This window comes from Spirosoma humi, from assembly GCF_054776575.1.
In genome coordinates this window covers 484,343-510,664 of the sequence record NZ_BAAHBR010000017.1, presented here as the reverse complement: position 1 = coordinate 510,664, position 26,322 = coordinate 484,343, and the positions used below count along the sequence as shown (strand labels likewise).

Annotated in this window: 20 protein-coding genes; 11 read left to right on the top strand and 9 right to left on the bottom strand. The window is 49.5% G+C overall.

Annotation, left to right across the window (positions count from 1 at the left end):
* Window positions 1–142 precede the first annotated feature (142 nt).
* From ACYU8Y_RS24310 to nspC, 3 genes are all read left to right on the top strand, one after another.
* Window positions 143–928, top strand: a complete 786-nt coding sequence (locus tag ACYU8Y_RS24310) for a hypothetical protein (protein ID WP_460940750.1) — start codon at window positions 143–145, stop codon at window positions 926–928.
* A 65-nt stretch (window positions 929–993) separates the two neighbouring features.
* Window positions 994–1,821 carry an energy transducer TonB gene (locus tag ACYU8Y_RS24305; RefSeq protein WP_460940749.1) on the top strand — a complete coding sequence of 276 codons (828 nt, stop codon included), beginning with the start codon at window positions 994–996 and terminating at the stop codon, window positions 1,819–1,821.
* 224 nt (window positions 1,822–2,045) lie between these two features.
* The gene (gene nspC, locus ACYU8Y_RS24300) at window positions 2,046–3,206 is read left to right on the top strand and encodes a carboxynorspermidine decarboxylase (protein WP_460940748.1); all 1,161 of its coding nucleotides are present in this window, start codon (window positions 2,046–2,048) and stop codon (window positions 3,204–3,206) included.
* Between the two features lie 151 nt (window positions 3,207–3,357).
* Here the strand turns inward: nspC and ACYU8Y_RS24295 are convergent, their stop codons facing one another.
* Window positions 3,358–4,338 carry a UDP-glucuronic acid decarboxylase family protein gene (locus ACYU8Y_RS24295; RefSeq protein ID WP_046576069.1) on the bottom strand — a complete coding sequence of 327 codons (981 nt, stop codon included), beginning with the start codon at window positions 4,336–4,338 and terminating at the stop codon, window positions 3,358–3,360.
* Between the two features lie 99 nt (window positions 4,339–4,437).
* Complete coding sequence (locus ACYU8Y_RS24290; protein WP_460940747.1) at window positions 4,438–5,769, bottom strand: UDP-glucose dehydrogenase family protein; 1,332 nt, start codon at window positions 5,767–5,769, stop codon at window positions 4,438–4,440.
* A 365-nt stretch (window positions 5,770–6,134) separates the two neighbouring features.
* On the opposite strand from ACYU8Y_RS24290, the gene ACYU8Y_RS24285 reads away from it, so the two are divergent.
* Window positions 6,135–7,277 carry an acyl-CoA dehydrogenase family protein gene (locus tag ACYU8Y_RS24285; protein WP_460940746.1) on the top strand — a complete coding sequence of 381 codons (1,143 nt, stop codon included), beginning with the start codon at window positions 6,135–6,137 and terminating at the stop codon, window positions 7,275–7,277.
* Window positions 7,278–7,439: 162 nt separating this feature from the next.
* Here the strand turns inward: ACYU8Y_RS24285 and ACYU8Y_RS24280 are convergent, their stop codons facing one another.
* Both ACYU8Y_RS24280 and pgeF read right to left on the bottom strand, forming a co-directional pair.
* Window positions 7,440–7,682 carry a GlsB/YeaQ/YmgE family stress response membrane protein gene (locus tag ACYU8Y_RS24280; RefSeq protein ID WP_460940745.1) on the bottom strand — a complete coding sequence of 81 codons (243 nt, stop codon included), beginning with the start codon at window positions 7,680–7,682 and terminating at the stop codon, window positions 7,440–7,442.
* 69 nt (window positions 7,683–7,751) lie between these two features.
* A complete protein-coding gene (gene pgeF / locus ACYU8Y_RS24275) occupies window positions 7,752–8,519 on the bottom strand; it encodes a peptidoglycan editing factor PgeF (protein ID WP_460940743.1) in 768 nt (255 codons plus the stop codon).
* Window positions 8,520–8,809: 290 nt separating this feature from the next.
* Here pgeF and ACYU8Y_RS24270 point away from each other — a divergent pair, with 290 nt between their 5' ends.
* The 4 genes from ACYU8Y_RS24270 (at window position 8,810) to ACYU8Y_RS24255 (ending at window position 18,329) form a co-directional block, all read left to right on the top strand.
* Window positions 8,810–12,871 carry a hybrid sensor histidine kinase/response regulator transcription factor gene (locus ACYU8Y_RS24270; RefSeq protein ID WP_460940742.1) on the top strand — a complete coding sequence of 1,354 codons (4,062 nt, stop codon included), beginning with the start codon at window positions 8,810–8,812 and terminating at the stop codon, window positions 12,869–12,871.
* A 622-nt stretch (window positions 12,872–13,493) separates the two neighbouring features.
* Window positions 13,494–15,161: a putative maltokinase gene (locus ACYU8Y_RS24265; RefSeq protein WP_460940741.1), complete on the top strand. Its 1,668-nt coding sequence runs from the start codon at window positions 13,494–13,496 to the stop codon at window positions 15,159–15,161.
* Window positions 15,162–15,389: 228 nt separating this feature from the next.
* On the top strand, window positions 15,390–17,402 hold the full coding sequence (gene glgB / locus ACYU8Y_RS24260) for a 1,4-alpha-glucan branching protein GlgB (RefSeq protein WP_460940740.1): 2,013 nt from the start codon (window positions 15,390–15,392) through the stop codon (window positions 17,400–17,402).
* A 150-nt stretch (window positions 17,403–17,552) separates the two neighbouring features.
* Window positions 17,553–18,329 carry a hypothetical protein gene (locus ACYU8Y_RS24255; RefSeq protein WP_460940739.1) on the top strand — a complete coding sequence of 259 codons (777 nt, stop codon included), beginning with the start codon at window positions 17,553–17,555 and terminating at the stop codon, window positions 18,327–18,329.
* Window positions 18,330–18,434: 105 nt separating this feature from the next.
* Here ACYU8Y_RS24255 and fabG read toward each other — a convergent pair whose 3' ends face one another.
* Window positions 18,435–19,172, bottom strand: coding sequence for a 3-oxoacyl-ACP reductase FabG (gene fabG, locus ACYU8Y_RS24250; protein ID WP_460940738.1), 738 nt, complete (start codon window positions 19,170–19,172; stop codon window positions 18,435–18,437).
* Between the two features lie 110 nt (window positions 19,173–19,282).
* Between fabG and ACYU8Y_RS24245 the strand changes: the two genes are divergently transcribed.
* Window positions 19,283–19,735, top strand: a complete 453-nt coding sequence (locus ACYU8Y_RS24245; protein WP_460940737.1) for a YybH family protein — start codon at window positions 19,283–19,285, stop codon at window positions 19,733–19,735.
* 15 nt (window positions 19,736–19,750) lie between these two features.
* Here the strand turns inward: ACYU8Y_RS24245 and ACYU8Y_RS24240 are convergent, their stop codons facing one another.
* The gene (locus tag ACYU8Y_RS24240) at window positions 19,751–20,983 is read right to left on the bottom strand and encodes an acyltransferase family protein (protein WP_460940736.1); all 1,233 of its coding nucleotides are present in this window, start codon (window positions 20,981–20,983) and stop codon (window positions 19,751–19,753) included.
* Between the two features lie 117 nt (window positions 20,984–21,100).
* Between ACYU8Y_RS24240 and ACYU8Y_RS24235 the strand changes: the two genes are divergently transcribed.
* Window positions 21,101–21,517 (top strand): MaoC family dehydratase, encoded by a 417-nt coding sequence (locus ACYU8Y_RS24235; RefSeq protein WP_460940735.1) that lies wholly within the window; start codon window positions 21,101–21,103, stop codon window positions 21,515–21,517.
* Between the two features lie 158 nt (window positions 21,518–21,675).
* On the opposite strand, the gene ACYU8Y_RS24230 is transcribed toward ACYU8Y_RS24235, so the two are convergent.
* The gene (locus ACYU8Y_RS24230; RefSeq protein WP_460940733.1) at window positions 21,676–21,855 is read right to left on the bottom strand and encodes a histone H1; all 180 of its coding nucleotides are present in this window, start codon (window positions 21,853–21,855) and stop codon (window positions 21,676–21,678) included.
* 143 nt (window positions 21,856–21,998) lie between these two features.
* Window positions 21,999–23,303, bottom strand: a complete 1,305-nt coding sequence (locus ACYU8Y_RS24225; protein ID WP_460940732.1) for an aminotransferase class I/II-fold pyridoxal phosphate-dependent enzyme — start codon at window positions 23,301–23,303, stop codon at window positions 21,999–22,001.
* Window positions 23,304–23,574: 271 nt separating this feature from the next.
* Between ACYU8Y_RS24225 and ACYU8Y_RS24220 the strand changes: the two genes are divergently transcribed.
* Window positions 23,575–25,095: an acetyl-CoA carboxylase biotin carboxylase subunit gene (locus tag ACYU8Y_RS24220; RefSeq protein ID WP_460940730.1), complete on the top strand. Its 1,521-nt coding sequence runs from the start codon at window positions 23,575–23,577 to the stop codon at window positions 25,093–25,095.
* 42 nt (window positions 25,096–25,137) lie between these two features.
* Here the strand turns inward: ACYU8Y_RS24220 and ACYU8Y_RS24215 are convergent, their stop codons facing one another.
* Window positions 25,138–26,190, bottom strand: a complete 1,053-nt coding sequence (locus ACYU8Y_RS24215; protein ID WP_460940729.1) for an AAA family ATPase — start codon at window positions 26,188–26,190, stop codon at window positions 25,138–25,140.
* Window positions 26,191–26,322: the final 132 nt, after the last annotated feature.

The following is a 26,322-nucleotide window of genomic DNA, read 5'->3' as shown; positions in this document are numbered from 1 at the left end:
TTGAGGCACGTTGTGCGTTGGTTACGCATCGATTAAAATACAACATGCCACCTGCCAACGACTTATCTCAATCCCGTTCATCTTAGATGGCGGGATTTTTCGTTAGTTAGACAGCCTATTATACCGACTTATTGCTGCGCTCATGAAACGCCTAATTCAACTTTCACTTGTCTTGTTTTCCTTTTCGATGGGGTATGCCCAAACCCGCGACACAACCAAAGCGAACAGTTCCAGCCGTCAGGCGAACCCTACGCCCCTCAACCAGCGAAATGGGTACGAAACCTATCAATCAACTAATCAAATTGTTGGGGCTGGCCCGAATGGCATGGTCAACACCCTCGATAACCGCTACGAAGGGCTGAAGGGTACGCCTTACTTTTTGCCCGACTGGATTAACGGGCAGGTTGAGATGACGACTGGAAAAAACTACACCAACGTGCCCCTCAAATTTAACGCACATAAACAACAGTTGATTCTGCTGCGGACAGGCTCGGGCAATGACTCGATTATTGTCGATGCCAATCAGGTGAAGCGCTTTATGCTAAGCAGTGCCGATGGACAAACGTATGTTTTTGAGCGCTTACCAACGGCAAAAACCAATGATCAGAATTTGAAAGACGGGTATTTTCTGGTGCTTTACGAAGGCAAAAACGCCTTATTGAAGCGCATTGCCAAAACGTTCAAAGCCGCTGATTATAAGAACCCTTACGCAAGCGACATACGCTACGATGCCTACCAGAATGCCTTTTCGTACTACCTGCTCAAGCCCGACCAGACACTGACCAAAGTCAAACTCTCAGACAAGTCGATTATCGATGCTTTAGGTGACCGAAAAGACGAGCTGAAAGCGTTCGCCAAGCAGGAAAACCTGACGTTTAAAACAGATAATGACGCCATTCTGCTCGTGAAGAAGTACGATAGTCTGTAAAGCCAAATGTGGAATTTGGTGGGCGCACACATCCTGGTTGTGCAAACCAAATCGCGCATCGCTATATGTATCTCTCTACCGCTTCCGAACCCGTCTCGTTAACCTACGACGACATTATTTTCCAAACCCGCAACCGGGCCTACGGAGCCTTTGACCTCCGCAAACAGTATCGGCCAACGCTTAGCCGTGCTCTCGGTTTAGGCGTCGTCCTGTTCTTGGGTTCTTTATCGGCGCCCACGCTGTACGCTCGTTTCTGGCCTCAGGCGTTGGTGAGTCATGACCAGTCTATGCAGGAGGTGACCCTCACCAAACTGGCTGAGCCCCCCGTTGAACCACCCATTTCCTTACCACCCGAAACCGCTCCGGCGGTCAATACGGTCAGAAACCTACCACCCGTTGTCATGCCCGAGGCCGATGTGGTGGAAGAGAGCCTCCCACCCACAACAGATCAGCTAAAAGAGGCCACGTCGGGCACCGAAACGGCTCAGGGTACGGGCGATGTTGATGTTATTGCGGCCCCGGAGGCAAGCGCGCCCACCGTAACCGAGAAAGCGTTGGAAGTAGAGACAAGAACAGAAGCACCCTTTGTCGTAGTCGAGCAGCAACCAGAGTACCCCGGTGGACTGGACGCTCTACGCGCTTTCCTGGGCAAGAATCTCAACTATCCAAGGGCAGCGGCTGCAGCCGGTGTGTTCGGCCGGGTTTATGTTAGTTTCGTCGTTAATACGGATGGTAGCCTGACGGATATACAGGTTCTGAAAGGTATTGGGTTTGGGTGCGATGAAGAAGCGGTACGGGTTATGCAAAAAATGCCCCGCTGGTGGCCCGGCAAACAGTCTGGCCATACGGTTCGGGTGAAATACAACTTACCCATCTCGTTTACGTTGGAATAATCGCCACAAGCAGATCAGAAACAAACACATTGGATTCTTTTTGTCATGCTGACGCAGGAAGCATCTTGAGGCATACTACCGAAGATGCATCCTGCGTCAGCATGACAAAAAAACAATCGAGAATACGCTAAACTAGTTATACTTGACTATTGATCCGCAAATTACCCATCCTATTCGGCGTTGACTATTCCAAACGGAAATAGCATTCGTTATACCTTTGTCTTATGAATACGACTTTGCTCCAATACCTCGACTCTGCCGACGAATCGGTTATTCCGTCCCCCTGCTTTGTCCTTGAGGAGGCCAAACTTCGGCGAAATCTTCAGTTGATCGATTCGGTGCAGCAAGCGGCCGGGGTTACGATTATTCTGGCGCTCAAAGGCTTTTCCATGTACAACGCATTTCCGCTGGTGCGCGAGTACCTGAGTGGTGCCACTGCCAGTTCGCTCAACGAAATTAAGCTCGTTAATGAATACATGGGCGTGCAGGCGCATACATACATACCGGCTTATCAGGATGCCACATTCGATGAAGTCGTTAGTCGGAGCAGTCACCTGACGTTTAATTCCTGGACACAGTGGGAACGATTTAAAGATCGGGTGGCAGGAAAACCCGTTTCCTGTGGCATACGCGTCAATCCGCAGTATTCGGAAGTAGCAACGGATATGTATAATCCCTGTGTGCCGGGTTCCCGATTAGGTGCCACCCGCGATCAATTACCCGATCAGTTGCCGGAGGGGCTAGACGGAATTCATTTTCATACCCTCTGCGAAAACGATTCGTTCACGCTCGAACGTACCCTCGAAGCGCTCGAAAGCCGGTTTGCTACCTTGCTGCACCAGGCCAAGTGGGTCAATTTTGGCGGAGGTCATTTAATGACCCGCGAAGGATATGACACCAATCACCTGATTAGGCTATTGACCGCTTTCCGGCAGAAATATACGGTAGATGTCATTCTGGAACCCGGCTCGGCCATTGCCTGGCAAACGGGTGTGCTCACCTCGACGGTGCTTGATGTGTTTGATAGCCAGGGGATTTCGGTGGCGGTTCTTGATACCTCGTTTGCGGCTCACATGCCCGACACACTCGAAATGCCGTACAAGCCCCGCATCATCGGGTCTTATCATGAGCCGGTTGCGGGCAAACCAACCTATCGTTTGGGCGGCATGACCTGTCTGGCGGGTGACTTTATGGGCGATTATTCGTTCGATAAACCGCTCACCGTGGGTGACAAAATCGTGTTCGATGATATGATTCACTACACCATGGTGAAAACCACCACCTTCAATGGTGTGAACCTGCCTGCCATTGGTGTCTGGAAGGAAAATGAGTCCTTTCAACTGGTCAAAACGTTTGGTTACGAAAGTTTTAAAGACCGGCTGTAACCTGAGCAGTGCCCTTTTTTAGCTTATTCGGCCAACAAAAAACCTGCATACGATACCGTGTGCAGGTTTTCATTAGACAGCTAAAGGTAACCACCTAAGGCAGTTACAGAAAAGTAAAGCTACGATGTTTTCGGGAATAGCCCTCGTTCGCTTACTTTTTTGAGAATTCGCGGTGGTAAGCCGCCGTGTATAATTCCTCTTCCGGCAGGTTCTTGAAGTAATCATACGTGATCCGCAGACCTTCTTCGCGCGATACTTTTGGCTCCCAATCCAGAATCGCTTTTGCCTTCGTTATGTCTGGCTGGCGTTGTTTTGGATCATCAACGGGCAAGTCTTTAAGCACAAGCTTTTGCTTGGTTCCGGTAAGCTTGATGATCTCTTCGCCAAACTCCTTGATGGTAATTTCCGACGGGTTGCCGATGTTGACCGGATACGCGTAATCGCTGAGCAACAGGCGATAAATACCCTCTACCAGATCATCGACATAACAAAATGAACGAGTCTGGCTACCATCGCCGAACACCGTCAGGTCTTCACCCCGCAGGGCCTGACCAATGAAAGCGGGCAATACCCGGCCGTCATTCAGGCGCATCCGTGGGCCATAGGTGTTGAAAATACGAACAATGCGCGTTTCCAGACCGTGGTACGTATGATACGCCATCGTGATCGCTTCCTGAAACCGCTTTGCTTCGTCGTACACACCCCGTGGTCCAATTGGGTTTACGTTGCCCCAATACTCTTCGGGTTGTGGATGAACGTTAGGGTCACCGTATACTTCCGATGTGGAAGCAATCAGGACACGGGCCCCTTTTACCCGCGCCAGACCCAGGCAATTATGAATACCCAGCGAACCCACTTTCAGCGTTTGAATCGGGATTTTCAGGTAATCGATCGGGCTGGCCGGCGAAGCAAAGTGAAGAATGTAATCCAGTTCGCCGGGTACATGGATGTACTTGGATACATCGTGATGGTAGAACTCGAAATTTGGCAGATGGAACAGATGCTCGATGTTACGGATGTCGCCCGTAATGAGGTTGTCCATGGCCATTACGTGATAACCTTCTTTAATAAACCGGTCGCAAAGGTGCGACCCCAAAAAGCCGGCTCCACCCGTAATCAGTACACGTTTCATATATTGTTTTGGAAAAGGATTACACACAAATACACAGAGTACACAGTATATCTACTCTGTGCAAATCTCTGTGTATTTTGTCTTTATGCGTAAAAAAAGTTAGACTTTCTGTTCAACGGGTGCTAAAACAGCTTCGCGTCCAACACTATAATAGGTATAATTTACCTCGCGCATCTGCTCCAGTTCGTACACGTTACGACCATCAAAGATCACTTTGTTCTTTAGCAACAGGTTCATTTTATCGAAGTCCGGCGTGCGGAACAGAGGCCATTCAGTAACGATAACCAGGGCATCGGCATCATCCAGCGCAGCATACTGTGTATGCGCGTACGTGACCGAATTACCAATTACACCCCGAACGTTCTCCATCGCTTCGGGATCATAAACCGTCACTTTAGCGCCGGCATCGAGCAACGCCTGGATGTTGTCCAGGGCTGGTGCTTCCCGAATATCATCGGTATAGGGTTTGAACGCCAGTCCCCAAACAGCAATCGTTTTACCCGTCAGATCGCCACCAAAGTGATTCAGTATAATTGGCATCAGTTTGGTTTTCTGCTCGTAGTTCACATCCATAACCGATTTCAGCACTTTAAAATCGTAATTAAAATCCTTGGCCGTTTTGGCCAGTGCCTGCACATCTTTCGGGAAGCAGCTGCCACCGTAACCGATACCGGCAAATAGGAAACGCTTACCGATCCGGCTATCCGTACCGATCCCCCGACGAATATCATCGACATTGGCACCAGCCCGCTCGCACAGGTTGGCGATCTCGTTCATGAAGGTAATTTTCGTAGCCAGGAATGCGTTAGCGGCATATTTGGTCATTTCAGCCGAACGCTCATCCATGAAAATGACGGGGTTCCCCTGACGCACCAATGGCGCGTAGAGTTTGTTCATCACCGCCTTGGCACGTTCTGATTTTGTACCGATGACAACCCGGTCAGGCTTCATGAAGTCTTCAACCGCAACACCTTCCCGCAGGAATTCGGGGTTCGATACCACGTCGAAATCTACTTTGGCGTTGTCGGCGATGTGGGCGTGTACTTTTTCGGCGGTTCCAACAGGCACCGTGCTTTTATCGACGATAACCGCGTACTGGCTCAGGATTGGGCCCAGGTCGCTGGCTACTTTCAGAATGTACTTCAAATCAGCCGAACCATCTTCGCCCGGAGGGGTTGGCAAGGCCAGAAAAATAACTTCAGCGCCTTTGATTCCTTCTTCCAGATCCGTTGTGAAGGATAAACGACCTTCCTCAACGTTCCGGTGGAACAGGGTTTCGAGACCCGGTTCATAGATAGGAACGATGCCATTATTAAGTTTTTCAACCTTGCGCACGTCGATGTCAACGCACGTTACCTGGTTACCCGTCTCCGCGAAACATGTCCCGGTAACAAGTCCTACATATCCTGTTCCAACAACTGCTAATTTCATATCTATTTATTTATAAAAAATCCCAATGACATACTTTACAGACTCGTCCGAATACGCAATGTCACAAAAATAGGAGTTTTTCAATAAGTCCCCTCATCTGTAACACAATAGTGACTTACCGGTCATACCCCTCGTTTAATAAGGCTTTTGCTGATTTACCTAAATGATCCCATCGCATATTGAAACCAAAATAAATTTTATGGATCTATTTTGTTTCAAATATATATAAAACATTAACTTATATCTTATGCAACGGTAATTTTCGCCCACGCATGGATTCAATCGAGAAGCAAAAAATAATATTGAACTTCTCGTAGAATTTGTTTAAATTACCTATTGGGCACGCTTGTAAGAAGCCCCACTTTATGACAAACGAAATTGTAGAAAATCAAGAATTAATTGCCCAGTCAGTTCGTAGCCTAGGTGAGCGGCTTATTCGGCCTAATATGCGGCAATGGGATGATAGTCAACACTTTCCGGCAGAATTGTTTCAGCAGCTTGGTGAACTAGGCCTAATGGGAATGCTGGTCCCCGTTGAATACGGTGGCGCTGGCCTTGGTTACCACGAATATGTGGCTGCCATTGTTGAACTCGCACGTATTGATGGTTCTATCGGCCTTTCCATGGCCGCTCATAACTCGCTTTGCACCAATCATATTTTATTATTCGGCGACGAAGATCAGAAACGAACCTACCTGCCACGGCTGGCTACCGGCGAATGGCTGGGAGCCTGGGGCCTGACGGAACCGAATACGGGCTCTGACGCGGGCAATATGCGAACGACAGCCGTGCGTAATAATCAGGGAGACTGGGTTTTGAACGGCGCCAAAAACTTTATTACGCATGGTAAAAGCGGCAATGTGGCCGTTGTTATCGCCCGAACAGGTGAACCGAATGCCCCTCATAACGCAACAGCGTTTATTGTTGAGCGAGGTACTCCTGGGTTTTCGGGCGGGCGCAAAGAAGATAAATTAGGGATGCGAGCCTCGGAAACGGCCGAAATGTTATTTGAGGACTGCCAGATATCGGATCGTCAGCGGATTGGCGCGGTGGGTGATGGCTTTGTGCAGTCGCTGAAAGTGCTTGATGGGGGGCGTATTTCAATCGCTGCACTCAGCCTGGGTATTGCGTATGGGGCCTACGATGCTGCGTTGGCCTACGCCAAAGAACGTGAACAGTTTGGTCAGCCCATTGCCACGTTTCAGGGAATAAGTTTTAAGCTGGCTGACATGGCAACCGATATCGAAGCGGCCAAACTATTGACGTACCAGGCAGCCGCGTTGAAGGATGCCGGAAAGCCGGTGACAAAAGAATCAGCTATGGCGAAGTTGTTTGCTTCAGAAACGGCCGTTCGGGTTGCCAATGAAGCGGTACAGATTTTCGGCGGTTATGGCTATACGAAAGACTTTCCTGTCGAGAAATTTTACCGCGATGCGAAACTCTGCACGATTGGGGAGGGTACCAGCGAAATTCAGAAACTTGTTATTTCAAGGCAAATATTGAAGTAAATGAGCCGTGCTTTGCGTGATTTCCTGGCCGACTCTACTATAAATCATACAGCTAAGTAACAGCGCAAATTTGTTAACCACAGAGGCACAAAGACCACAAAGTTTTCAACGTAAACTTCTCTGTAATCTTTGTGCCTCTGTGGTTAACAAATCCTGTTTGTATTACACCGTACGACGCGAACCTTTGATTAAAGCAGCAACGCCAAGGATGATGACAGCACCGACAAAGGCCGTTAGAATTTGGTCGATTACACCACCATCACGGCCAAAAATCCAGCCGCCTACAAAGCCACCAGCGATACCGAGTAAAATTTCGGCAAATAGCGAAAACGAAAACCGTTTGAAAACGAGGTCAGCTAGCCAGCCGGCTACTGCACCTACCAGAATTGATACCAGGATTCCCATGACGTTTGAGTATTGAGTAAAAAGTATGTGATAAAAACAGATACATAACTCAGTCAAATTAATTATTGTTTAATCGGCCAGACCAATTACTGCCAGCATACGTCCAGTCTGGCCCTGTTCGGCCCGATAGGAGAAATAAGTATCATTATGAAGGACGGTGGAAAAAGGTGAAACCTCAAGCTGCTTTTCTGGAATACCAGCCGTCACCAGCAAGTGTGCGTTAGCGGCTTTCAGATCGACAAAGCTTTTGTCGTTACCCGCATCAGCCCGTTTGAAAGCCGTGTCAAATTGCTCAGCTACCTCTGGCCCAACCTCGAAAGCGCGTTCATCGATGCAGGTTCCCACATAGGCGTAACAGTGCTCGGCATTTGTTCCAAACAGTTGGTGCATTTGGGCCAGCGTTTTTGTGACAATTCCCCCCACCGTGCCACGCCAGCCCGCATGAATAGCCGCAACTGCCTTTTGTGCCGGGTCGTAAATCAGGATCGGTACACAATCCGCAACGGTGACGCCAAGTAGCAAGCCCGGTTTGTTTGTGATGAGCGCATCGTAACCCGTATAACGACCTGCTTCCACAGCATACTTGATCTCGGTGCCGTGAACCTGATGCGAAGAAGCAAACGCGTAGGCACTGGCCCCAATGGCGCTAAAAAAACGACGACGGTTCTCGTCAACATTCGCTACTTCATCGGCGGTGTTAATGCCCAGGTTTAGCGACGTAAACGGGGCTGGACTTACGCCCCCATGACGGGTACTTTCAGCGGCAACTATGTTAGAAAAACCAGCGAATATGGTTGGCGAAGTGTATAAAAACGTATGCGTCGTGTGGTCGGCCATGGCGTAATTTATCAATGGAGTTGAGTCGTGCAGCCTACTTATTCGTAGCTAGTCAAAAGTACCGGCAAGTCCTGTTTTATCCAAAAAGCATTGCTGGTAGTAGGCAGGTTGACTGCCTGAAAATCTACTTCTTTATTATAGGAGAATTGGCCTGTTAATTTCCTTTTACGAATAATAAAGTAGGTGGCCTATGATTTTTCCCCAAAGAACGCCTGGCAGTAATATCAATATAGTACGGAATAACGTCAATTTAGGTTAGTTTTATCGACATAAAGTATATACTCGACAGTATGACACGTTTACTCCTGCTTTTTCTGTTACTGATTGCATCAGGACAGGTTTTCTCGCAGGCGCACCCTACTATTGGAGACATAACGGACAGAACACTGGGGCAACCCATCGCCAATCAATTTGACCATTTGTCTGTCCAAGACGGGCTATCCAACAATTCGGTCAACTGTATTCTTCAGGACCGGGAAGGCTTTATCTGGCTCGGAACCAATGAGGGGCTAAACAAATATGACGGCTATACCTTTACGATCCTGCAACATGATCCGAAGCACCCAACGCAAAGCTTTCAGAATAATAACATAACAGGCCTGTGCGAAGACCATTCGGGCCGTTTATGGGTGGTAACCGAAGGGGGTGGCCTGCATGAAGTGGACAAAAAAACGGGCCTCGTTACGCCCCATCTCATTCGCGCCGAAAACGCCCATAAATGGAGCAAGCAACTTTCCGTTTATGAAGACAAAGGAGGAGTGCTCTGGATTAGCACATTTGCCGGTTTGGCCCGCTACCAACCCGCCCGGCATCAGTTTACGCTTTACCCGTCGCCCCAGCCTGATGTACCCATCAAAACTGTCTTTGAAGATTATGACCATCGCTTTTGGGTAGCCACAAACCGAGGCTTGTATCTCTTTGATCGACAAACTGGTCAATTTACACCCCTCCCCATTTCGGGCATAACGGGCAATCAGCCCACGTTCATTTCGTTTTGTCTGGACGCCAACGATGTGCTTTGGCTCGGCACGGCAGGTCGTAGTCTGTTTCGGCTCGATCTGCGCCGTCGCCCCTGGCAATTCATACCGTACAATCCAGGTGGCCTTATCAACCCGTTTGTGTACATGAATTCTGTCCACCGCGATGCCAAGGGAATCCTTTGGGTCGGCACAACGAATGGCCTGCAAGGCATCGATACGAAGAATGATAAGGTTTTTACTTACCGTCCTCAGCCCAATGCCTCCAGGGGCATCAGCAGTGTTAACGCCCAGGCTGTATATCATGACCGAACGGGTATGCTCTGGGTGGGTACAGACAATGGTGTCGACCGGCAGGCCGTTGCCATAAAACCTTTCCAGACGTATCAGGTAATACCCAATAAGGGTACCGCAAACCTGCCCGAGAACAAGGTTGTTGCCTTATTGAAGGACAGTCATGACCAGTTCTGGGTTAGTAATCTGCGCGTTGTTTACCAGAAAAAAGCGGGTAAAGAAAACTTTACGGCCATCCCTTCGGCAGCACTAGGCTCTGTCGGACCGCACGAAAACCTGATCTGCGCCCTGCTAACAAACCAATCTGATGGCATCTGGCTAGGAACCACCGATGGCTTGTACCAATTCGATCAGGCATCCGGTCATTATCGCAATTATCCTTCTGAAGTACCTGCTCAATTTCTGGATCGCTCACCTTCCGGCGATTTGTGGATTGGCGGAGAAGGCGGAATTGCCTCATTCAATCCCATCACCCATCATTATACCTATTATAAAACAGGCCTTAATGCACTGCCCGACAAGTATGTGCATGGCGTAATGGCGAGCCGAACCGGCGATATCTGGGTGTTGATCGAACGGCAGGGAATCTGCCGTCTCCATCCGCAAACGAGCCATTTCACCCGGTACACGGCAGGCCCAGCAGGTCAGCTGAGCAGCAACGATGTTCAGTCTATTTACGAAGCCGCCGATGGTATCATATGGATCGGCACGCACCAGGGAGGCCTTAATCGCTTCGATCCAAAAACGGGTTTGTTCTCCGTTATTTCTCACCGGGATGGATTGCCCGGAAATAACGTTCTGGGGATTACCAGCGATAGTTCGGGGCACCTCTGGTTAAGCACCGATCAGGGATTGTGTCGATTTGATCCACACACCAGATCTATTCGAAATTACGGCCTAAACAATGAGCTGCCCAGTAATGATTTCGTCCGAAACGCAACTTTCCGGCAGCGCGACCAGCTCTATTTTGGTAGCCTGAATGGTGTCGTTTATTTTAATCCGAACAGCATTCGCGATGACAAACGTCCTTTCCCGGTTTATATAACCGAGATAAACGTACTGGGGCAGAAACGACCGCTGACGGATACTGTACTGGAGCTGAACCATGATGAAAACTTTCTATCCTTCAGGTTCGCAGCCCTCTCGTACAATCAATCGCAGCAAAACCAGTACGCTTACCAGCTCGTCGGGGTCGAAAAAAACTGGGTTCAGAATGGGAACAGCCATTTTGCCAACTACACCAATCTGTCGCCGGGTCGCTATACATTCCGTGTCAAAGCAGCCAACAGCGATGGCATCTGGACCAGCCAAGGTGCGTCTATTCGTGTCCTTATTCATCCGCCCTGGTGGGCTACCTGGTGGGCCTACAGCCTGTATGCCTTGCTCGCAGGCGGGGTCATCTGGATGTATTTTCGATTCTACACGAACCGGATCCGGCAGCAGCAGGAACTGGAACTCAACCGGCGCGAAGCCGAGCAGCTAAAGTCGGTCGACGAGTTGAAGACACGCCTGTTCTCTAACATTACCCACGAATTTCGTACGCCTTTATCCCTGATCATTTCACCCGTAGAGAAGCTGTTGCAGGATGGACGCCTTGACGCTTCTACCCGTCAGATTTTGGCTCTGGTACAGCGCAACGCCGACCAGTTGCTTCGGCTTATCAACCAGTTACTGGACCTCTCGAAGCTGGAAGCGCACCACATGAACATAGCGCTGACGCGGGGCGAAGTAGCGGAATTTGTCAACCGCATTATCGAGTCGTTTCAACAGGGAGCTGAGCTAAAAAATATACAGTTAATCTATACAGCGACAGCGGTAACGCCCAAAGAGCGATTGTTTGATGCCGATAAGTGGGAGAAAATAATCACAAATCTACTGTCGAATGCCCTGAAATTCACACCCGAAGGTGGACAGGTGACCGTTGCGCTCCAGGCAGTCCCCACGCCGGATATACAGGATAGAACCAGTGTACAGCTTCGCATTACCGACTCCGGCATCGGCATTCCCCCCGAAAACCTGCCGCATATTTTCGACCGCTTCTACCAGGTCGATAATTCGCGTACCCGCTCCTACGAAGGTACCGGCATTGGCCTGGCGCTGGTGAAGGAATTGATCGAGTTACTAGGCGGCACTATCCTGGTAGAGAGTCAGCTCCATAGGGGCACTACGTTCCTGTTGACTTTGCCTGTCCTATCTGTGCACGAGAAGGCGGATGCCCCTTACGTAACCCTGTCTAGCCGAAAGGCCGTGCCTGCCGATTGGGACACTAGTGCCACGCCAGCTTCCGTTGACAAACCAGCCCCTGACAATCCACCTAAAGCGCTGGTACTCATCGTTGAAGACAACACCGAATTACGCGAGTTTCTAGCGGCCGAGCTGGCCGTTTCGTATCAGGTTTTAAGTGCCCCCAATGGAGAGACAGGCTGGCAACTGGCACAGACCGAATTGCCAGACATTGTACTTTCCGATTTAATGATGCCCCAAATGGACGGCTACGAACTGACGCATCGCATCAAAAATCATCCCGCGACCGATCATATTGCGGTCATTCTGTTAAGTGCCAAAGCAGCTCACCAAAGCCGTATGGAGGGTCTACAGAAAGGGGCAGACGATTATTTGGCAAAACCGTTTCATCTAGACGAACTGCAGGCACGGCTTCACAACCTGATTACCCGGCAGCAGAAACTACAAGACCAGTACCATCGGCAACTTACTCAGCCAGATACTGAAGTCCCGCTGGAATCAATTCAGGACCCATTTTTGCACCAGATTTATTCTATACTGGACAAACACCTCGACGATTCAACGATCAGTGTAGACTGGCTGGCCGAGCAGGTAGCGATGAGCCGAAAAACACTTTACCGGAAAATTCATACGCTGATTCAGTTAGCTCCTAATGAATTGATTCGGCAGTACCGGCTTCGAAAAGCGGCTGATCTGCTGCGGGCAGGTCATGGTGCAACCGAAACGGCCTATCTGGTAGGTTTCAAAACGCCATCACACTTCTCGATTCTTTTCAAAGAATTTTACCACAAAACGCCATCCGAATTTATAGCGCACAGCCTTAAAAGCAGCCAGTAGTCACTTTTTTGAAGGTATTACCCCCTGGATGTCCCCAATCCGATAGCATTTGTCCCAAATCAGAAAGCGAATTTGCCTTCCTATATCGACATTTGATTTACTATAATTTCTATCCACACCTCTCCCTTTTGCGGATAAGCACCAGGTAGTAACCCTGATCCGGATCGGCAACTATTGATTCTACTTTATCATTGCAATGAGCCAGTGTGGGATATGTCCATACTGGCTCATTCTCTTTCAATCTGATGCTGATCTATCCGTGACTAGCTGAGTCAAGACAAACAAGCCGTCCGCTGAAGCCATTGCGGACAAGCTGTCTGCGGGAGAGCCATTCGCCTGTGGTCAACCACGTCGTAGCGCTGGGCTAACTGGTTACCGGCTACGCCTTTATATCACAAAAGCCTTCCTTGCCTAAACAGGGAGGGCTTTTTACAGTTAAGTCTTTGGCCATGAGCCGCGCCAGCATGTCTGGATCCGGATGCGTCTCACAACCAAATACCTACGTTCATACAGCGGTACCCGTTTAGCCTTTTGGGTGGGCGTCGTCAGTTCTTGTTTGGTGTGTATTCAAGAAATTTCTGACTTGCGCTGTGTGCCGTCTCACTGTATCCGCTTTTCGTCTATGCTCACAACGCAATCTATAAATCTGCTTACTTCCTGGCCTGATGCCGACTCGAATGTCCAGTTTTGGGAAACGCTGGCACAAGCAGTATTGCCACCATACGTCAATACATGTCGCTGGTTTGCCGGCAAGGCCAGGCAACAGACAGGCTTTTCAGTAAAAACAGTCCATTCACTACCCTTACGGGATGGGGCAATCGCTTATTTACTGATTCTGGAAGCCCGTTATGCAGAAGGTGTCCCTGAAAATTACCTATTACCCATTTCATTCCTGGACGACCATACCGTACATAAGTTGTCCTTCCAGGTTGCGGATATCCCTGAAAAAGGGCGTATCGGCGAGGTTACGATTGGTAAACAAACGGGTTTGCTGATCGATGCCATTTATGACGAACGATTCCGGGAAGCGTTGTTTTCAGCGATTTACCAGAATCATACGTTGCCTCAAACCGATGGTAGCCTGACGTTTCATCGGGGAAACGGGCTTGAAGAGGGGCATGAACGACTCCCGTCACGCGTGTTACCTGTGGATTCGAGCAACTCGGCTATGACGTTTGGCGATAAATATTTTCTTAAGCTCTACCGGAAGCTCTTCCAGGAAACCAACCCGGAAGTTGATATGATCGCCTTTCTGACGGATGAGAGCAAGTTCGACCATATTCCGGCTTTTGGCGGAAGCATTGTCTGGCAGGGCGATCACAGACCTGATATTACTCTGGGGATGGTGCAGCGGATGGTGCCCAACGACAAAGACTCGTGGATGCAAACGGGCGATTACCTGAACGATTTCCTGTATGCCGTACCGCAGCGACTGTTTGCCATTCGGGAAGACGTATTCGATAAAGTGGAATTACTGGGACGCCGAACGGGCGAAATGCACTGCGCCCTGTATAAACCTTCCCGCCCCAACGCGCCTACCGATCCGGCTTTTGCACCGGAACCCTTTACAGATGATTATCGCGAATTTTTAATTAAGCGCTTCGAGGACTTACTTGAGCGTCGGTACGCGCTGCTTATCGATAATTATACGAAACTCGATATACAGGCGCAGCGGCTTGCCTGGGTATTTATGGAAGCAAAGGAGATGATCGAGACCTTTATCGACGACTTCCGTACGCGCCCCATCGAGTCGCTTCGGGTTCGTATTCACGGTGATTATCATCTTGGGCAGGTGCTGGCTACTGAAAATGATTTTGTTATCATTGATTTCGAGGGCGAGCCAGAAAGTAGTATCACCGAACGAAAGATAAAGCATTCACCCCTGAAAGATGTGGCTGGCATGATTCGGTCGTATCACTATGCCGTTTCGGCCAAGCTGTTCAACTCGACGGAAACCGACGCGCTGGATCCCGACCACCTGCAACGCGTATCGGACCGCTGGTTCTACCTGATCCGGGATACGTTTATGAACGCCTATCTCGACGTTTTTGGCACCCCACACCCCCTGTTCAAAAACAATAGCGAAATCAATTTCCTGCTCCTGATTTACCTGCTCGAAAAAGCAGTTTATGAGCTGGGCTATGAAATAAGTTATCGACCATCCTGGGTAAAAATTCCACTGAAAGGCATCATTGATGTTATTCGTGAAATTGAAAAAATTAGACTGAGCGACGGCAACACTGTTCCTCATGTGGCCATGCTGCAAACTAATTTACTGCAAACCAAATAGAGAAAACGGTCAGGTGTCCAGAAAGGCTTTAAGCAACCGACTTTGCTATTTTTTTCAATTTTATTGCTATTAAAAGTTAGTAACCACAGTAAAGGTGAACGCCGTTTTAAAACAATGGATGGACATCTGACCGACAAATTGACCGGACGTTTTTCTAGGTAAGGATAAGTTTTTTTCTAACTTTCCGCTTCTGATTACGTTCAACAACGTATCTATTAGTTCCAACCAATGGCAAAACGCAAAACGTCTACACCTTCGGCCGAAGCCGAGCGAACGGTGCAACCTACACTACCCGAACAACCTGCAAGCACACCCGGCACGGCAGGCGAAGCTTTCCAGAACGACGGTCCCTACTCCCGCTTCTCCGACTTCGATATTCATCTGTTCCGCAGTGGAAAACATCAGCGCCTTTACGAGAAATTTGGCGCTCATGTCGTTGAACATAACGGGGTTATCGGCACTTATTTTGCCGTGTGGGCACCTTCGGCCAAATACGTTGCGGTCATCGGCAATTTTAATGGCTGGAACAAAGGAAGCCAGCCCATGAATGTCCGCTGGGATTCGTCGGGTATCTGGGAATTGTTTATTCCAAATATTGGCCGGGGCGAAACCTACAAATATTTTATCGTGAGCGAAAACGGGCGCGAACTGGAGAAAGGCGACCCCTATGCCCACTGGTGGGAAGTTCCGCCCAAAACGGCTTCTGTCATTTGGGATACGTATTACGAATGGCAGGATCAGGACTGGATGAGCAACCGGAAAGAGAAAAACGCGCTCGATGCGCCCATCTCGGTTTACGAAATGCACCTCTCCTCCTGGCGTCGGGACCCCAGCAACCCAGAACGGGAGCTGACATATGGCGAAATTGCCGACGCCCTGGTGCCGTATTTGCAGGATCTGGGTTTTACCCATGTTGAGTTTATGCCCGTAATGCAGTACCCTTATGCGCCGTCGTGGGGGTATCAGATCACTGGCTACTTTGCCCCCAGTAGTCGCTTCGGTACCCCACAGGAGTTCATGAAGCTCATCGAACGGTTGCACCAGGCAGGTATTGGTGTATTTCTGGACTGGGTTCCCTCCCACTTTCCGGGCGACGCACACGGCCTGTACGAGTTCGATGGATCGCATCTTTACGAATACCCGGACCCGCGCAAGGGGTATCATCCAGACTGGAAAAGCTATATTTTCAATTACAGTCGGCCAGAAGTGCGCTCATTTCTCTTAAGCAATGCCCTGTTCTGGCTCGACCGCTGCCATGTCGATGGACTGCGCGTTGATGCGGTAGCGTCTATGCTTTACCTGGATTATTCCCGTAAGGCAGGCGAATGGGAGCCTAACCAATTTGGTGGGCGCGAAAATCTGGAAGTTATCTCGCTCATCAAGGAAATCAACGAAGCGGTTTATAAAGAATTTCCGGATACCCAGACAATTGCGGAGGAATCGACAGCTTTTCCGGGCGTATCCCGCCCTGTGTATACGGGTGGACTTGGTTTCGGCATGAAATGGATGATGGGCTGGATGAACGACACCCTCCGTTATTTCGAGCGCGATCCGGCTTTCCGTAAATTCCATCAGGACGAACTGACCTTCAGCACGGTGTATGCTTATACCGAGAACTTCATGCTGCCCCTTTCGCACGATGAAGTAGTTTACGGCAAGCACTCGCTGGTTGGCAAAATGCCCGGTGATGAGTGGCAGCGATTTGCCAACTTACGACTTCTGTTTTCTTATATGTTTACCCACTCCGGCACGAAGCTGATCTTTATGGGTGGCGAATTTGGGCAAACATCGGAGTGGAAATTCGATGACAGCCTCGACTGGCACCTGCTCCAGTTTGCTCCGCACAAAGGCGTGCTGGCCTGCATGAAGGCATTGAACAGGCTATACAAAACTGAACCGGCTATGCACGAGCGTAATTTCTCACCGGACGGTTTTGAGTGGGTCGATACCTCCGACCGGGAAAACAGCGTTATCAGTTACCTGCGGAAAGGACATCGCCCCGAAGATAATTTACTGATTGTTCTGAACATGACGCCCATCCCACGCACTCACTACCGGATCGGAGTGCCGTCGGCAGGTTCATACAAAGAGATCTTCAACAGCGATGCAACCGAATTTTACGGGAGTGGCATTGTAAACGCATCGCCTATCGGCAGTGAAGATGAATTATGGCACGGTCGTCCGCAGTCGATCAACGTAGCCATCCCGCCATTAGGGGCCGTGGTCTTAAAAATGAGTTAACGTAATAGAATACGGGCGATGGGTTGAGAAGATGCGGTTAGAGAAATCTACGGCGTCTTCTCAACCCATCGCCCGTATTCCGTTTCAGCATGTACCTATTGGCTCCTTTTCATTAACTATCTTTGCCACCGTAACAGCCTTACTGTATTGATGAAGCAATTAATTTGTATACTCTTATTTAGCGCCTTTCCCCTTTTCACATTTGCCCAATCGCCGGTATCGGCCCGTCTCAGTAGTGGTTATGATCTGGGTATGGCCTATTCGAAAAACAATTACAACCCGTCCATCACCTACTATCAGCTAATCAATATCGGCGAAAAGAAACGCTTTTCGCTTGGCTGGACAGCCCGTTTGGGTGCTTTTTACGGCGACAATATAAATTACTACACTGCACCAGCCCGCCTGACACGCGGGAAAACGGGCTTCGCTGCTTTATCGGGCCCTGTTCTTGTCAATAATGTAGATACTGTCCGTTATGACTACATGACCAATACCTCGCTGAACGTGGGGATTCGGGCGCAGGTCAACCTGGGAAGAGTGGAGTTAGGTGTAAGCGCCGACCTGCTGGGGATTTCATTCGGTAAGTCGCGCATGGGCCGCTACCAATCGTCGACTGGTCAGTTTCAGATAAAATCATCTACAGGAGCCGATTCAACGACGGCCTATTTCCGGGGGGCCAACACCTTTCAGAAATCACGACCAAGCATTTTGAATGCACGACTACTCGGTGATAATGACATCGGGACCTTATCGACAGAGGTATATGCCCGGATTCGGATCAGCCAACGAATTGGTGTCAAGCTAGGCTATCAATGGCTCACGACAGAAACGACCGTATCCAACCGAGATGTCGTAGCCGACAACAATCGTTTCCGCAACCGCGCTAACATGGCCTATCTGGCTGTGACAATTCCCGTCTTTAATTAATTGTGTTTCATGGGCGCGTCTTTCTTTAGCCTGTATACACTCCTCACCTGATGCGATAGGCATCGAGTTCTGTGGGCTATAGGAAGACACGACCTTTGGTACGCTTTACAAAGCCTGACCGCCATTGACAGCCAGCACATGGCCATTGACAAACGAGGCTTCGTCGGAGGCCAGAAATAAATAAGCGTTGGCGATATCTTCCGGTTTACCGATGCGCCGTACCGGAATGGTGGCCACGGCCTGATTACGCACCTCATCGGGCATCGCATCTGTCATGGCTGTTTGTATGAATCCTGGGGCCACGGCATTGGCCGTAATACCTTTAGGACCAAGCTCTTTCGCCCATGACCGCACCATGCCAATAATACCGGCCTTGGCTGCGGCATAATTGGTCTGGCCAAAAGCGCCATGCACACCATTGATGGACGATGTGCAAATAATGCGTCCGTATTTTTGCTCGACCATATACGGGGCAATGACCTTCGTGCAGTTGAATACACCCGTCAAATTCACGTTGATAACCTGCTGCCATTCATCGAATGACATTTTCAGCAGCGTTTTATCCCGCGTTATGCCCGCATTGTTGATCAGGATATCGATTCGTCCATATTGGTCATACACCGTTTTGGCAGCCATCTCGATTCCGGGCACATCGGTTGTGCTAACGTGCATAAAATCGCAGCGGTATCCCTGATCCCGAAGCAGTTGGGCCGTTATTTCGCCCTCGGCCAGCAAATCCCAGATAACAACGATGGCGCCTTCCCGGCAAAATACGTCGGCGGCTGCCTGGCCGATGCCGCGGGCCGCCCCGGTAATGATCGCGACTTTATCCTGTAGTCTCATAACTCAGTGTTCAAAATTATAGTTAACCTTACAAAACGAACAAATACAGTCTATTCGTCAACGTTGACCGGTCGGCCAATTAGTTATTTCAACCGCCCCACCCACTTTGTATGAAACAACTCTTTTCCATTCTGCTGCTCAGTCTGCTGGCTTTTCCCAGTCTGTGCCAGTCCTCCTCCCAAAAGTTAACCGCGAACCGCGATCGCCGATCTATTTTAGAAGCGCTCAAGCGACAAACCGACGATTGGAATGCCGGGCGCGTCGACAGGTTTATGAGCAGCTATTGGAATTCAGACTCGCTGACCTTTGTCAGTAAAGTTGGCGTTACCTACGGATATCAGGCTACACTGGCAAATTACAAGAAGCGTTATCCTGACCGAGCATCGATGGGCACCCTAAAATTCGATATTCTACAATTGGATTTGTTAACCCCAACGCTGGCCTACGTCATTGGTCGATTCCAGCTTACGCGTCCGGAGCTTGGCAACACCGAAGGGCATTTCACGTTACTATGGCGCAAAATCAAAAACCGCTGGATTATCGTCAGTGACCATTCCAGCTAGCGTTCCCACGAGGTCCTACTCGTTTACCCGTTCGCTAACCAACTGAGTAGGCTCTTTGGCAGAAATACGCTCACGAAGCTGGGTGACTGGCTTTTCAAAAAACTTGAACAGCAGGGTTGATAAAACCAGCACGAGTACCCAGAACAGCCCAACCTTGAACCAGCCCATAGCAAGAGACGTAGTCGGTATCCGCTCAATGAACGTTACCATGATGGGTGTCAGATTGAGCAGGTACATCGAGTAAGAAATCAGGCTGATATGCGTAATGGCCTGGGCAAATCCGAACCGTGTCCATAAGCCTGTAGCCGTACGCCATCCGTCCATATAAGGCATCAACAGCGCCATACTCAAGCCGATAGCCGGGAAATAAAACGTGCGTTTATAAAACGTGTAGGCAGGAAAAAGCCCGAAATCACCGTAATATTTTATAATAACTACAGACGAGGTAAAAGCCGCAATGAGTGTCAACACCAGACCAATCCGTAAGAACCGGCGACGCAAGGCATCATCCCGCCAGCTTACGGGAAAGTAGTTTTTCACATAGGCGGCCAAAACCCCATATGAAATCGCATCCAATCGGGTAATGACAATACCCCGATACCCTAATTCGCCTTCGGTAATTGGAATCTGAAGCGCCGTAATGAACCGGTACAGATTAGTCCCGATAATAATGAACAGAATCGTTGTCAACACAATGCGCTGACGCGACCAGCGAGCTGAAAAAAGAACGTGGAAGGCCCAGAGTACCAGCGGCAACGTTATATACGACCACTCTTCAATAGCCAGACTCCAGGTTTCAGGAAAGAAATCGGGAATATAATGAGCAAAATTCTGAAGGAAAAAGAAATAGCTGATCAGGGTGCTTTTGTCGGGTAATTTATGCTGAAGGCCGCTTCGTAATGCCTGAAGCAAGGCAAAGGCAATCAGTCCGCCTAGAACCAGATAATAGTTGGGCAATGTACGAAACCACCGGCGTGTCCAGAAGTTAAGCAATAACTGGCGATCAAACGTCGCCTTTTTCTCATACGATCGAATGAGTATTCCCCCGATCAGGAAGCCACTCAGGACAAAAAACAACTCCACACCATCGGGCAGCAGATGATGCCAGAAGGCTCCGCTGTAATATTCTTTCAGCGCAACGGTTGCGTGCGCATCCACCACAATCAGAATAGCAGCCGCCCGCATGATGTCTAAACCAAATACGCGCTTCGCTGTCGCCGTATCGAGCGAAAATAGGTTTCTCAGCATAATTAGCACGAAGGTACAGTTGAATAATAAATTATGAATGATGAATTAATAATGATAAATAATTTAGAAAGACATGCTGAACTTTACCGACTTTTCACTCATCCCTCATCCGTCACTATGATTCCTGATTTTGGCCTCAATGCCGTCCATCGCTATGCGTTCCGTTTTTCACAGGCTGATGTAACTGATTTTGCCCGGGTCACCGGCGACAATAACCCGCTTCACCTCGACGCTGATTTTGCCGCGCAAACACCCTTCAAGCGACCGATCATACACGGCATGTTGGGAGCCAGCGTGTTTACGAAAGTACTCGGCACCGAATTTCCAGGCTACGGATCGGTCTATCTGGGTCAGACACTGGAGTTCCTGCGACCTATGTTTGTCGATACCGATTACGAAGCCACCTTCACCGTACAGTCCACGGACCCGGTGAAGCACACGGCTCAGATTCTGGGCGAAATTCGGGACGTGCAAACGGGTAAGGTGACCACCAAAGGCATGGCCACGCTCATGCACCGGGAGAAGATTTTATAAACCCGTCCGTAGGTCGCTACGGTGGGAATCTGTTTGTAATAAAATGGACACGTACACCATCAGATTGAAATCCGGTGTTGCCTGATTCCTGAAAATGAAAACGCCCTCGTCTATACCAGACGAGGGCGTTTTACTTGATGGTCAAGACGACCGTTTACTTACGCGGCACTGTTCTTTGCGTTCTGAACTTCAGAACGGATTTCCTGTGCCAACGTCTTCAAATCTTGCATTCCTTTGCGAACGCGAGTTCCGGCAGCCTGGTTATTTTTTTCGTAGAATTTCTCGAAATCACCTTCAAGCGATAGAACCAAATTCTTTACTTCATCGAAGCGTGCCATAGCGATGTGTATGGGTTTAAGTGTGTAAAATGCCCAAATTCCGCTAAAAACGCGGTTTTAGATCGAAATTTAGTCATTCTCTCATACAGCGCAATAGGCAGAACAAAAAAATAGCCAAAAAATACAACTTTTTTACAAAAACCCTACTCACTGGCTGCTTCCGCAGATACTTCGATGGTTTCTGGCGCAATTTCGCTTGTATTCTGACGATAATATCCCTTTTCCAGATTGTCGGCTACTTTCGAGAATGCTTCGAGCGTATACTGCACATCGGCGAGCGTGTGAGCGGCCGTTGGGATGATCCGCAGCATCACGATTTCCTTAGGAACAACCGGGTAAACAACGATGGAACAGAAGATGCCATGATTTTCGCGCAGGTCACGAATCAGGCTCGTTACTTCCGGAATTCCGCCTTTCACATTCTGCAAAAGAACCGGCGTGACCGGCGATTGTGTATCACCAATATTAAAGCCACGTTCTTTCAAACCACTCTGAAGGGCGCGAACATTTTCCCATAGTTTATCCCGAAACTCCGACGAGTTGCGAATCATGTCCAGCCGCTTCAAGCCACCCACCACATAAGGCATCGGCAAGGCTTTAGCGTACGTCTGCGACCGCATGTTATACTTCAGGTACATGATGATGTCATGGTCGGCAGCAATGAAGGCTCCGATAGCTGCCATCGATTTGGCAAACGTGGAGAAATAAAGATCGATGCCGTCCTGACAACCCAGCATTTCGCCAACACCCGCGCCGGTTGCCCCCATCGTACCGAAGCCATGCGCGTCGTCGACCAACAACCGGAATTCGTATTTTTCTTTTAAGGCAACAATTTTATCCAGGCTACCTACTTTACCCGACATGCCAAATACGCCTTCCGTAATCACCAGGATACTTCCTCCTTTTTCGGCGGCTTTTTTGGTTGCCCGCTGAAGGTTTTTCTCCAGGCTGGCCATGTCGTTGTGGTTAAACTTGTAGTACTCCCCCATTTTGGCTTTGTGCAGCCGAATACCATCGATCAGGCAGGCGTGGCACTCCGCATCATACACGATGACATCGCGGTGGTCCACAACGGCCTCGATAGCTGACATCACGCCCTGATAACCGTAGTTTAACAGGAACGAGTCTTCTTTACCAACAAAGTCGGCCAGTTCTTTTTCGAATTGCTCATGCAGATCACTGTTCCCCGACATCATGCGGGCACCCATTGGATAGGCTAACCCCCACTGCGCCGACGCTTCGGCATCTACTTTCCGGATTTCAGGATGATTCCCTAGACCCAGGTAGTTGTTCAAACTCCAGTTCAGCACTTCCTTGCCCCGAAAGCGCATGTGTGGGCCAAGTTCGCCTTCAAGCTTAGGGAACGCGAAATAATGGTGGCCATTGAACTCCCGTGCCGGCGAACCAATGGGGCCTAAGTTGTTACGTAGTTTCTCAAATAAATCCACTTATTGCTATTGTTTATCAGGGCAAACCCTTACTTTATTACAGAGTAAGTGCAAAAATACGGTTAACTTTCGGTAGCACAAATCCGAGCCCGTAAAATTCAATTTGATAATCGTTTTGTGACAAATGTGTATTATTGATTTGTCGTATCACCAAGTATCAGGCCGTTCAGCCATTAAGCTACGTTGAATCTGCTAATTTTTAGTCGCTTGACGGCTCAAACCAGTGCCACGACAGGCACCGCTCAGGTGGCTCCGTCTGTTCAATAACCCTATGCCAACGATTAAAAAACTTCTCATCGCAAACCGGGGCGAGATCGCTTTGCGGATCATGCGAACAGCCCGGGAGATGGGCATTCAAACGGTAGCCATCTACTCCGAAGCCGACCGAACGGCTCTCCACGTTCGCTATGCGGATGAGTCGGTTTGCGTTGGCCCCGCCCCTTCCTCCGAATCCTACCTGCGCGCCGACGTAATTATTGATGTCTGCAAACGACTAAATGTCGATGCCATTCACCCTGGTTATGGCTTTTTATCCGAGAATGCTAACTTCTCCCGTGCCGTACGCGAAGCGGGATTAATTTTTGTAGGTCCATCGCCCGAGAGTATTGAGGTTATGGGCAGCAAACTAGCCGCCAAAGCAGCCGTAGCCAACTACAACATTCCAATGGTGCCGGGTACGCCAGCGGCCATCGACGGGTCTGCCATAGGACGAGCCGAAGCAAAAGCGATATCGGCTACGATCGGCTACCCGATTTTAATAAAAGCAAGTGCGGGCGGTGGCGGAAAAGGCATGCGGGTGGTTGAAAACGAATCGGATTTCGATGAGCAGATGGATCGCGCCGTGAGTGAAGCGATATCGGCCTTTGGCGATGGGTCGGTGTTTATTGAAAAATACGTCACATCGCCACGGCACGTCGAGATTCAGGTACTTGGTGATCAGCAGGGCAATATCATCCATTTATTTGAACGCGAGTGTTCCATACAGCGTCGACACCAGAAAGTTGTTGAAGAGGCTCCCTCGTCTATTCTGACGCCCGAAATCCGGGAAGCGATGGGCCGGGCAGCCGTCGATGTAGCGCGCGCCTGTGGGTACTACGGTGCCGGTACGGTGGAATTCATCGTCAATGATACTCTCGACTTCTATTTTCTCGAAATGAACACGCGCCTGCAGGTGGAGCACCCCGTTACGGAGCAGATTACGGGCGTGGACCTGGTACGGCAAATGATTTATATTGCCGAAGGCAAACCCCTGGCAATAAAGCAGGAAGATTTAACAATAAAGGGCCACGCCATGGAAGTTCGGGTTTATGCCGAAGACCCGGCGAACAATTTTCTGCCCGATGTTGGCACCCTCGATACATATGTCAGGCCGCAGGGAAATGGCGTACGCGTAGACGACGGTTTCGAGCAGGGCATGGCCATTCCGATTTATTACGACCCCATGATCGCTAAACTTATTACCTACGGCGATACGCGGGAAGAAGCCATCCAGAAAATGATTCGGGCGATTGACGAATACCAGATTTCGGGGGTACAGACGACGTTGCCCTTTTGTCGGCTCGTGATGGAGCATGAGGCTTTCCGGTCGGGTCACTTCGATACGGGCTTTGTGAGCAAGTACTTTACACCCGATGACCTCATCCCCCCGCCCAATACCACCGAAGCGCAGTTGGCGGTTGTACTGGCAGCCTGGTTAATGAACAACAAACCAAAAAGTGCCGGACAACAAGCAATCGGTTCGGCATCTGTAGCCCCCAAACCAAGCAAGTGGAAAACGAATCGGTTGCGCTAACCACTTGCTATAAATTCAGGGACCAGTTCAGGAGTACTAAAGTCAAAAACCAACTTTTTGGGCTTCCTGACGCTCGCCAGACACCGTTTGCTCATCGAGGTTGAATATATCGGCCAGGGTCATTGGCTGATCGGTTCGGTACTCCATACCGAGCTGCGCAAGCAGGCTGTTGGCTTTGGCCGACGTCAGTTTTCCGAACGCGTAATCGACCATCAGGCGCCCCTTCCGGAGTAATGCCTTGTCTAGTAAATGCTTGCTGGCGTTGAAGGTTGCAATGACCTGAATGTGCATACAGTCGGCCAGCAGACCGTCGGTCAGGTTGAGGATATTCGAGACGCTGTTGGTATCTCCTCCCGCTTCACGCGATTGGAGGATTCGCTCGGCATCTTCAATGATGAGCACCGACTCTTTATTTTCCAGCAAAAAGGGAATGATCTCGGGCGAGGTCAGGTAGTTCGTCATGTAAGGAGGAAGGATGAGCATATCCTTTTTAACCAACGAACTGAGGTGTTTGATATAGGTCGTCTTACCGGTGCCGGGTTCGCCATGGAGCAAAATCAGGCCTTTACTTTTGGGTTCAGCCAGTAGGGTAACCAGCCGCTCATGAACGGCCGGAAAATCGTCATTATAATGAAGCTCAAGATCTATTTCGGGAGGCAGAATCTCAACCTGCTCCGTATGTAATCCACCTAAGCCGCTTTGAATCAAATAAATATGAGTCTGATTATCTTCATGAACGTATTTGTGTTCCTGAATCCCATCCATCAGCACTTTGGCCGATGCTTCATCGCGGTAATAGCCGTAAAGCCGAAAGAAACGGTCGCCAACATACTCGACTTTTAGAATCATTCCATCCTCATGCTGGTATATCCGCTCGATCACGTGCCAGCCTTCGTCGTTCACCCGTGTTGAACTGTTTACCAGCGTAAAACCGCGGCTATCCAGCAATTGCTGAGCCGAGGGCTTAAAATCGTCGTTGAAGTGAAGGTAATTCGGATAGCTACCGAATGTTTGAACGTAATGGGGCGCCAGAGGAAACTCACGGTCGAGATCGCTGGGAATGTACAAATTTTGAATTGTAGTTTGGCTGGGCATACGACTGTTGGCCGATAAGTAGCGCAACATATCGGCCCTGGAAACCTCGTTGTTGGATTTCAATCGGGCGCTGAGTTACGTTTATTTGAGTACGAAGTTATCGAAATTTCTCTTATAGACGGAGACCGAGGC

Coding starts and splice junctions, on each gene's coding strand:
- ACYU8Y_RS24295 (WP_046576069.1), bottom strand. CDS start 4,338: ATGAAACGTGTACTGATTACGGGTGGAGCCGGCTTTTTGGGGTCGCAC.
- ACYU8Y_RS24240 (WP_460940736.1), bottom strand. CDS start 20,983: ATGCTGAGAAACCTATTTTCGCTCGATACGGCGACAGCGAAGCGCGTA.
- nspC (WP_460940748.1), top strand. CDS start 2,046: ATGAATACGACTTTGCTCCAATACCTCGACTCTGCCGACGAATCGGTT.
- ACYU8Y_RS24270 (WP_460940742.1), top strand. CDS start 8,810: ATGACACGTTTACTCCTGCTTTTTCTGTTACTGATTGCATCAGGACAG.
- glgB (WP_460940740.1), top strand. CDS start 15,390: ATGGCAAAACGCAAAACGTCTACACCTTCGGCCGAAGCCGAGCGAACG.
- ACYU8Y_RS24310 (WP_460940750.1), top strand. CDS start 143: ATGAAACGCCTAATTCAACTTTCACTTGTCTTGTTTTCCTTTTCGATG.
- fabG (WP_460940738.1), bottom strand. CDS start 19,172: ATGAGACTACAGGATAAAGTCGCGATCATTACCGGGGCGGCCCGCGGC.
- ACYU8Y_RS24280 (WP_460940745.1), bottom strand. CDS start 7,682: ATGGGAATCCTGGTATCAATTCTGGTAGGTGCAGTAGCCGGCTGGCTA.
- ACYU8Y_RS24285 (WP_460940746.1), top strand. CDS start 6,135: ATGACAAACGAAATTGTAGAAAATCAAGAATTAATTGCCCAGTCAGTT.
- ACYU8Y_RS24265 (WP_460940741.1), top strand. CDS start 13,494: ATGCTCACAACGCAATCTATAAATCTGCTTACTTCCTGGCCTGATGCC.
- ACYU8Y_RS24290 (WP_460940747.1), bottom strand. CDS start 5,769: ATGAAATTAGCAGTTGTTGGAACAGGATATGTAGGACTTGTTACCGGG.
- ACYU8Y_RS24220 (WP_460940730.1), top strand. CDS start 23,575: ATGCCAACGATTAAAAAACTTCTCATCGCAAACCGGGGCGAGATCGCT.
- ACYU8Y_RS24215 (WP_460940729.1), bottom strand. CDS start 26,190: ATGCCCAGCCAAACTACAATTCAAAATTTGTACATTCCCAGCGATCTC.
- pgeF (WP_460940743.1), bottom strand. CDS start 8,519: ATGGCCGACCACACGACGCATACGTTTTTATACACTTCGCCAACCATA.
- ACYU8Y_RS24255 (WP_460940739.1), top strand. CDS start 17,553: ATGAAGCAATTAATTTGTATACTCTTATTTAGCGCCTTTCCCCTTTTC.
- ACYU8Y_RS24305 (WP_460940749.1), top strand. CDS start 994: ATGTATCTCTCTACCGCTTCCGAACCCGTCTCGTTAACCTACGACGAC.
- ACYU8Y_RS24245 (WP_460940737.1), top strand. CDS start 19,283: ATGAAACAACTCTTTTCCATTCTGCTGCTCAGTCTGCTGGCTTTTCCC.
- ACYU8Y_RS24230 (WP_460940733.1), bottom strand. CDS start 21,855: ATGGCACGCTTCGATGAAGTAAAGAATTTGGTTCTATCGCTTGAAGGT.
- ACYU8Y_RS24235 (WP_460940735.1), top strand. CDS start 21,101: ATGATTCCTGATTTTGGCCTCAATGCCGTCCATCGCTATGCGTTCCGT.